We start from the raw sequence: 5,890 nt of genomic DNA, 5'->3' as shown, positions 1-5,890 counted from the left end.
ATGGCTTTGATTAAATTGTCATGACTGACAACTTGCCGCATCAGTGATGCGGACTCACGATACATTTCTTTCATTTCACCTACCGATTCACTATACGCATCTGCATACCCTTCGGGTGCTGCCCTATCTCTCCGCAGTCTGCCAACCCATGTTGTTTTCTGTAATCATCGTGAATCGTTAACCTCCATTCTATACTTTGTATGAATATTGTTCGGTCCTTCGGTATTCAACCTACTACGACCTCGGCTGACTTCTCACAGTTCGTTGTTACTACGGCATCTGCCGCCTGTGAGACCTCCCCGGGTAAGACTGACAACCTTCCACTCATGTCACTGCTTCATTTACTGTATGGCGTCTGGGCAGTATTGGACTTTACTATGTTCGGTTAGCTCGTCCGCGCCAAGTCAGCCTTGTTATGAAGTTTCTGTCCGTCAGTGCGAGTGTTTGCCTCAGGCTTCCTTCAGATTCCACCTCACGATGGACACCCTTGCCGTCAGCTAACAGTTCCTACTGCCAAGCCTGTAGTGGACTTTCACCACCAAGTTGTCACCCATGCCGGGCGCACCAAAAATACCCCAAACCTTTTCACTTTGAAAGGTTTAGGGTACTGTATCAGAAATTTTCTACTATGCCTTCTGTAATTCTGCGTTCGATGAGCCTGTCGCCGATATAAATATAAATCATTCCTGTTTCGAAATCAGTGTAATTCGATTTATAATATACAGCTTCGTAGTCATAATCATCATCAATATTATCCACGATTATATAATCACCGTTGATATTTTTAAGAAACACTCTCTTTCCTGAAGCATAATCAAAGAAATCATTATCCACCGCCAGGTTGAACGGGATGAATGTCAGGAATGTCTGAGGCAGCTTCGTCAATATATAGCTCGACAGCGACCCTTGGAGAATGAGATCCATCAACTGTTCTCTGTCTTCTCCTATGATCAAATGATCTGTTTTTTTCTTCTGAGCATATTGAACTGCTTTTTCAAATGCATGTTTGGGGACAGTTTCAATAATGTCTAAATTACAAGCCAAATCTTCAGCACGGTTTTTAATCAGCTGGAAGTCCACTTCCTTATTGTACTTTAGCTCATTGGAACTGATATCGACGACAAGAATATTAAGGTTATCATCATTTTGTACCAACTCCAGCGCATGTTTGATCATGCTCTCACCTTGAATACCGTATTCAATTACAATTGTAACGTTTTTACCCATAACAAGTCTCCTCTAATCACAGATATGATGTAAATATGATTATAACATCTTGTCACAGAATTGATATATTATTAATAAATTTATTTGTGATAATTTACAGCAATCTGTGTGCCGATTTTCGCGTTATTTTTAACGAGCTTGATATTCGTTTCCAAACTCTTCCCATCCGTATTTTCTACAACTTTACTTAATAAGAAAGGTGTTGAATCTTTCCCATGGATGCCTTTCTCCTGAGCTTCCCTCACCGCGTCTTTGATGATGCCGTCAATATAATCCCTGTCCATTGCATCCTCTGTTGGAATCGGGTTGGCCACCACAATGCCGCCATGCAGTTTCAGTTCATATTTGGTCTTCGCAATGGATGCTATCTCTTCTGTCGTATCGCTTGAAGCATTGAGGCCTATACCGCTTTCACGTGTAAAGAATGCCGGCAGTTCATCAGTCTTATAGCCGATAACAGGCACACCTTTAGTTTCCAGGTATTCCATCGTCTTATCAAGATCCAGGATGGATTTGGCGCCGGCACAAATAACGACGACGTCAGTCTGTGCGAGCTCTTCCAAGTCTGCTGAAATATCCATCGTATCTTCCACTCCGCGGTGGACCCCGCCGATACCGCCTGTAACGAAGAAACGTATGCCGGCCATCTCTGCACATATCATAGTGGATGCCACTGTTGTTGCGCCCAGCTGTCCTGTCGCGATCACCTGTGCCATATCCCTTCTGGAAACTTTCGCGATGCCTTCTGTGTTACCCATGATTTCAAGTTCTTCATCGTTCAGTCCGATTTTTATTTTCCCGTCGATGATTGCGATCGTTGCAGGTACGGCACCGTTGTCTCTGACGATCTGCTCTACTTCTTTTGCCATCTCGACATTTTGTGGATAAGGCATGCCGTGTGAAATGATTGTTGATTCCAATGCCACTACCGGCTTATTCTCATCTAAAGCTTTCTGTACTTCGTCTGTAATGCTTAAAAATTGTTTCATTTGATTTCCTCCAGGTTTTTTAATAATTGATGTTCATCCAGGTCCTGTCTGACCGTGTAACTTGTTTCTATTGTTTTTCTGCTGTTGATCATGCCGAGTTTGATCGTGTCTTCTATATCCATACCCTTCAGCCAGCCATATACAACCGCTGCAGAGAATGAATCACCGGCCCCGGTGACATCCGTCACTTTGGCTGACTTCTCTATAATATGGACAGATGCCTCGTCACCAGTGCTGTATGCAAGCGAACTGGAACCGTTGGTTACAATGACATGTTCGACTCCGGCGCCATTCCATTTTCGCGCCGACTCCATTAAATCTTCTTCAGTTTTAATCCTCATATCGAAGTATGATTCGGTTTCATCCCTATTGACGATCATCCAGTTCACAGCATGCAGATTATGCGGAAGATTTTTCATCTTCGGTCCCGATACCGGTATAAGAACCACTTTGATATCATGTTTTTCCGCATATGCACATAAAAACTCGAGAGATGCTCTCGGAATGTTCAGATCTGCAATGATACATTTGGCCCGTCTCAATATATAAGTATTTTGTATCAGAACTTCAGGTGTCAGTTCATCATATACTTCCATGTCAGCAAAACCATATTCCATGTCACCACTCTCACTGATGAGTGCTGTATAAGAACCAGTACTCTTATTACCGATCTGATGTACATAATCCAGATTGATGAACGGCGAAGTCAAAGTTCTGATCGTCTCCCACTCACTATCAACACCGCATGCAGTAATCAGAGTCACATCCTGCGACAGCCGTCCCAGGTTCTCGCCAATATTCCTTGCCACCCCGCCGATGGATTTAGTTGACTGGATTGGATTTGATGTACCATGCATCAGCTGATCCGTCACATAGAATTTACGGTCGACGTTCGCAGCACCGATACAGACAATAGGATACTCATCACTTAGAACATAAGCCTTGCCCTGTACATATTCCTTTTTTATTAAACCGGAAATGATATTTGCAACAGTCGACCGTGATAAACCGACTTTATCAGAGAGTTCCTGCTGTGATATAAAAGGATTTTCCTTTATATTATCCAAAACCATCTGTTCTTTCTCGTTCACATACACACCACCTTAAAACATTTGTTTAAATTTCAAACATTTGTTTATAATATAACATAAAGTGACTGGACATACAGTACTTTATTAGAAATAATATTAAAATTAAAAAGATAACTTTTAATATTGACCAATAGACACTCTGTAAGTTATAATATAATTGTTGTCTTAAATTATTCCACATGCCACCATGGCGGAATTGGCAGACGCGTCGGACTCAAAATCCGATGGCCGTAAAGGCCGTGTCGGTTCGACCCCGACTGGTGGTACTAATTACCCCTGAAGATCATTCTTCAGGGGATTTTTTATTCTATAATAATGTATGAAATATTTGGCATTTAAAAAGACCAGCTGCTTATGCAGCTGGTCCTCTATATAACAATTAATTTAATTAATGAAACAATATAAAATAAAATGGAGCGGAAGATAGGATTTGAACCTATGTCTTGCTTCAGGTAGAAGCATGTTCTAAACACTAAACTACTTCCGCATATTAAAAGGGTGCTAAAGGCGCCAACCGGATTTGAACCGGTGATAGAGGATTTGCAGTCCTCGGCCTTACCACTTGGCTATGGCGCCAAAAAAACTGGGCTGAAAGGATTCGAACCTTTGCATGACGAGACCAAAACCCGTTGCCTTACCGCTTGGCTACAGCCCAAAAATGGGGCGACCGATGGGTTTCGAACCCACGCATGCCGGAACCACAATCCGGTGTGTTAACCACTTCACCACGATCGCCATGGCAGGGGTAGTAGGAATCGAACCCACACCAAAGGTTTTGGAGACCTCTATTCTACCATTGAACTATACCCCTAGAATGGAGAGGGGCAGATTCGAACTGCCGAACCCGAAGGAGCGGATTTACAGTCCGCCGCGTTTAGCCACTTCGCTACCTCTCCATAAATGGTGCCGGCCAGAGGACTTGAACCCCCAACCTACTGATTACAAGTCAGTTGCTCTACCAATTGAGCTAGGCCGGCTATTTATAAAGGTGGTCCAGGACGGAATCGAACCGCCGACACAAGGATTTTCAATCCTTTGCTCTACCGACTGAGCTACTGGACCACAACTGTATTTTAATAAGTAAAAAAATGGCGGTCCTGACGGGAATTGAACCCGCGATCTCCTGCGTGACAGGCAGGCATGTTAACCGCTACACCACAGGACCTTACATAAAATTAAATAATTGCGGGAGTTGGATTTGAACCAACGACCTCCGGGTTATGAGCCCGACGAGCTACCGAACTGCTCCATCCCGCGATAATAATATTAAAAAAAATGGCGGAGGAAGAGGGATTCGAACCCCCGCGAGCCGTTAAGCCCCTGTCGGTTTTCAAGACCGATCCCTTCAGCCGAACTTGGGTATTCCTCCGTATGAAAATAAGTTAAAACGATGGTGGACCTTGCAGGACTCGAACCTGCGACCCAACGGTTATGAGCCGTTTGCTCTGACCAACTGAGCTAAAGGTCCGTATGGCGGTGGAGGGGATCGAACCCCCGACCTCACGGGTATGAACCGTGCGCTCTAGCCAGCTGAGCTACACCGCCGTGTTAAACTCAATAATAATGGTGGAGACTAGCGGGATCGAACCGCTGACCTCCTGCGTGCAAGGCAGGCGCTCTCCCAGCTGAGCTAAGCCCCCATTATAATATATAAGTAATTGTGAATCAAGTCGGGAAGACAGGATTCGAACCTGCGACCCCTTGGTCCCAAACCAAGTGCTCTACCAAGCTGAGCTACTTCCCGTTACAACGCGCCCGAGAGGAGTCGAACCCCTAGCCTTCTGATCCGTAGTCAGACGCTCTATCCAATTGAGCTACGGGCGCAGAAAAAATATATGGTGCCGAGAACCGGAATCGAACCGGTACGGTAATTACTTACCGCAGGATTTTAAGTCCTGTGCGTCTGCCAATTCCGCCACCCCGGCAAACAGGTTAATTTAATATTAGATGGAGCGGAAGACGGGATTCGAACCCGCGACCCCCACCTTGGCAAGGTGGTGTTCTACCACTGAACTACTTCCGCCTACTAATTAAATAATTAATGGTGCGGGTGAAGGGAGTCGAACCCCCACGCTGTGAAGCGCTAGATCCTAAGTCTAGTGCGTCTGCCAGTTCCGCCACACCCGCATGAAACATGAGCCATAGAGGATTCGAACCTCTGACCCTTTGATTAAAAGTCAAATGCTCTACCAACTGAGCTAATGGCTCAATCTACTAATGGTGCCGGCCAGAGGACTTGAACCCCCAACCTACTGATTACAAGTCAGTTGCTCTACCAATTGAGCTAGGCCGGCATTAAATGGTGGAGAATGACGGGTTCGAACCGCCGACCCTCTGCTTGTAAGGCAGATGCTCTCCCAGCTGAGCTAATTCTCCAAAATAAAATAATACTATTTGATTTAAAATATGTAAAACATTGCCTGGCAGCGTCCTACTCTGACGGGACGTCAGTCCAACTACCATCGGCGCTGGAGAGCTTAACGACTGTGTTCGGCATGGGAACAGGTGTGGCCTCTCCGCCATCACTACCAGACAATGTTGCTGTCGACTACATTCGATGTAATCACAGGCTTTGGAATGTTC

Annotated in this window: 3 protein-coding genes, 23 tRNA genes and 1 rRNA gene; 1 reads left to right on the top strand and 26 read right to left on the bottom strand. The window is 44.9% G+C overall.

Features of this window, described 5'->3' with window-relative positions:
* Window positions 1-612: 612 nt before the first annotated feature.
* The 3 genes from BLR15_RS13615 to BLR15_RS13605 all read right to left on the bottom strand — a co-directional run bounded on the left by BLR15_RS13615 (window position 613) and on the right by BLR15_RS13605 (window position 3,307).
* Window positions 613-1,227 (bottom strand): hypothetical protein, encoded by a 615-nt coding sequence (locus BLR15_RS13615; RefSeq protein ID WP_092988325.1) that lies wholly within the window; start codon window positions 1,225-1,227, stop codon window positions 613-615.
* An 80-nt stretch (window positions 1,228-1,307) separates the two neighbouring features.
* Window positions 1,308-2,216: a pseudouridine-5'-phosphate glycosidase gene (locus tag BLR15_RS13610; RefSeq protein ID WP_092988323.1), complete on the bottom strand. Its 909-nt coding sequence runs from the start codon at window positions 2,214-2,216 to the stop codon at window positions 1,308-1,310.
* Window positions 2,213-3,307, bottom strand: coding sequence for a carbohydrate kinase (locus BLR15_RS13605; protein WP_092988321.1), 1,095 nt, complete (start codon window positions 3,305-3,307; stop codon window positions 2,213-2,215). The genes BLR15_RS13610 and BLR15_RS13605 overlap by 4 nt, the downstream gene beginning before the upstream one ends.
* Before the next feature lie 181 nt (window positions 3,308-3,488).
* Between BLR15_RS13605 and BLR15_RS13600 the strand changes: the two genes are divergently transcribed.
* Window positions 3,489-3,573, top strand: a tRNA-Leu gene (locus BLR15_RS13600).
* Between the two features lie 146 nt (window positions 3,574-3,719).
* On the opposite strand, the gene BLR15_RS13595 is transcribed toward BLR15_RS13600, so the two are convergent.
* The 23 genes from BLR15_RS13595 to rrf form a co-directional block, all read right to left on the bottom strand.
* Window positions 3,720-3,794 (bottom strand) — tRNA-OTHER (locus BLR15_RS13595).
* Window positions 3,795-3,812: 18 nt separating this feature from the next.
* Window positions 3,813-3,883: transfer RNA gene (locus BLR15_RS13590), tRNA-Cys, on the bottom strand.
* Between the two features lie 7 nt (window positions 3,884-3,890).
* Window positions 3,891-3,962, bottom strand: a tRNA-Gln gene (locus BLR15_RS13585).
* A 4-nt stretch (window positions 3,963-3,966) separates the two neighbouring features.
* Window positions 3,967-4,042: transfer RNA gene (locus BLR15_RS13580), tRNA-His, on the bottom strand.
* 2 nt (window positions 4,043-4,044) lie between these two features.
* A tRNA-Trp gene (locus BLR15_RS13575) sits at window positions 4,045-4,118 on the bottom strand.
* Window positions 4,119-4,122: 4 nt separating this feature from the next.
* A tRNA-Tyr gene (locus BLR15_RS13570) sits at window positions 4,123-4,203 on the bottom strand.
* 5 nt (window positions 4,204-4,208) lie between these two features.
* Window positions 4,209-4,284, bottom strand: a tRNA-Thr gene (locus BLR15_RS13565).
* A 12-nt stretch (window positions 4,285-4,296) separates the two neighbouring features.
* A tRNA-Phe gene (locus tag BLR15_RS13560) sits at window positions 4,297-4,369 on the bottom strand.
* 27 nt (window positions 4,370-4,396) lie between these two features.
* Window positions 4,397-4,472, bottom strand: a tRNA-Asp gene (locus BLR15_RS13555).
* An 18-nt stretch (window positions 4,473-4,490) separates the two neighbouring features.
* Window positions 4,491-4,564, bottom strand: a tRNA-Met gene (locus tag BLR15_RS13550).
* Between the two features lie 19 nt (window positions 4,565-4,583).
* Window positions 4,584-4,676, bottom strand: a tRNA-Ser gene (locus BLR15_RS13545).
* Between the two features lie 22 nt (window positions 4,677-4,698).
* Window positions 4,699-4,775 (bottom strand) — tRNA-Ile (locus tag BLR15_RS13540).
* A gap of 3 nt (window positions 4,776-4,778) precedes the next feature.
* A tRNA-Met gene (locus BLR15_RS13535) sits at window positions 4,779-4,852 on the bottom strand.
* Window positions 4,853-4,871: 19 nt separating this feature from the next.
* Window positions 4,872-4,947 (bottom strand) — tRNA-Ala (locus tag BLR15_RS13530).
* Window positions 4,948-4,977: 30 nt separating this feature from the next.
* Window positions 4,978-5,051 (bottom strand) — tRNA-Pro (locus BLR15_RS13525).
* Between the two features lie 6 nt (window positions 5,052-5,057).
* Window positions 5,058-5,131, bottom strand: a tRNA-Arg gene (locus BLR15_RS13520).
* Window positions 5,132-5,143: 12 nt separating this feature from the next.
* Window positions 5,144-5,232: transfer RNA gene (locus BLR15_RS13515), tRNA-Leu, on the bottom strand.
* A gap of 23 nt (window positions 5,233-5,255) precedes the next feature.
* Window positions 5,256-5,330: transfer RNA gene (locus BLR15_RS13510), tRNA-Gly, on the bottom strand.
* A gap of 19 nt (window positions 5,331-5,349) precedes the next feature.
* Window positions 5,350-5,434: transfer RNA gene (locus tag BLR15_RS13505), tRNA-Leu, on the bottom strand.
* Between the two features lie 8 nt (window positions 5,435-5,442).
* Window positions 5,443-5,515 (bottom strand) — tRNA-Lys (locus tag BLR15_RS13500).
* A 10-nt stretch (window positions 5,516-5,525) separates the two neighbouring features.
* Window positions 5,526-5,601, bottom strand: a tRNA-Thr gene (locus BLR15_RS13495).
* A 6-nt stretch (window positions 5,602-5,607) separates the two neighbouring features.
* Window positions 5,608-5,683: transfer RNA gene (locus BLR15_RS13490), tRNA-Val, on the bottom strand.
* 42 nt (window positions 5,684-5,725) lie between these two features.
* Window positions 5,726-5,840: ribosomal RNA gene (gene rrf / locus BLR15_RS13485) — 5S ribosomal RNA — on the bottom strand.
* Window positions 5,841-5,890 lie beyond the last annotated feature (50 nt).

This window comes from Lacicoccus qingdaonensis (assembly GCF_900101075.1).
In the GTDB taxonomy this organism is placed as follows: Bacteria; Bacillota; Bacilli; order Staphylococcales; family Salinicoccaceae; genus Lacicoccus; species Lacicoccus qingdaonensis.
Note: the sequence above shows the minus strand (reverse complement) of the source record. Positions and strands in the feature narration are given on the sequence as shown.

Bases quoted from the DNA above. Each gene is read 5' to 3' on its own strand.
- BLR15_RS13610 (WP_092988323.1), bottom strand. From the start codon at position 2,216: ATGAAACAATTTTTAAGCATTACAGACGAAGTACAGAAAGCTTTAGAT.
- BLR15_RS13615 (WP_092988325.1), bottom strand. From the start codon at position 1,227: ATGGGTAAAAACGTTACAATTGTAATTGAATACGGTATTCAAGGTGAG.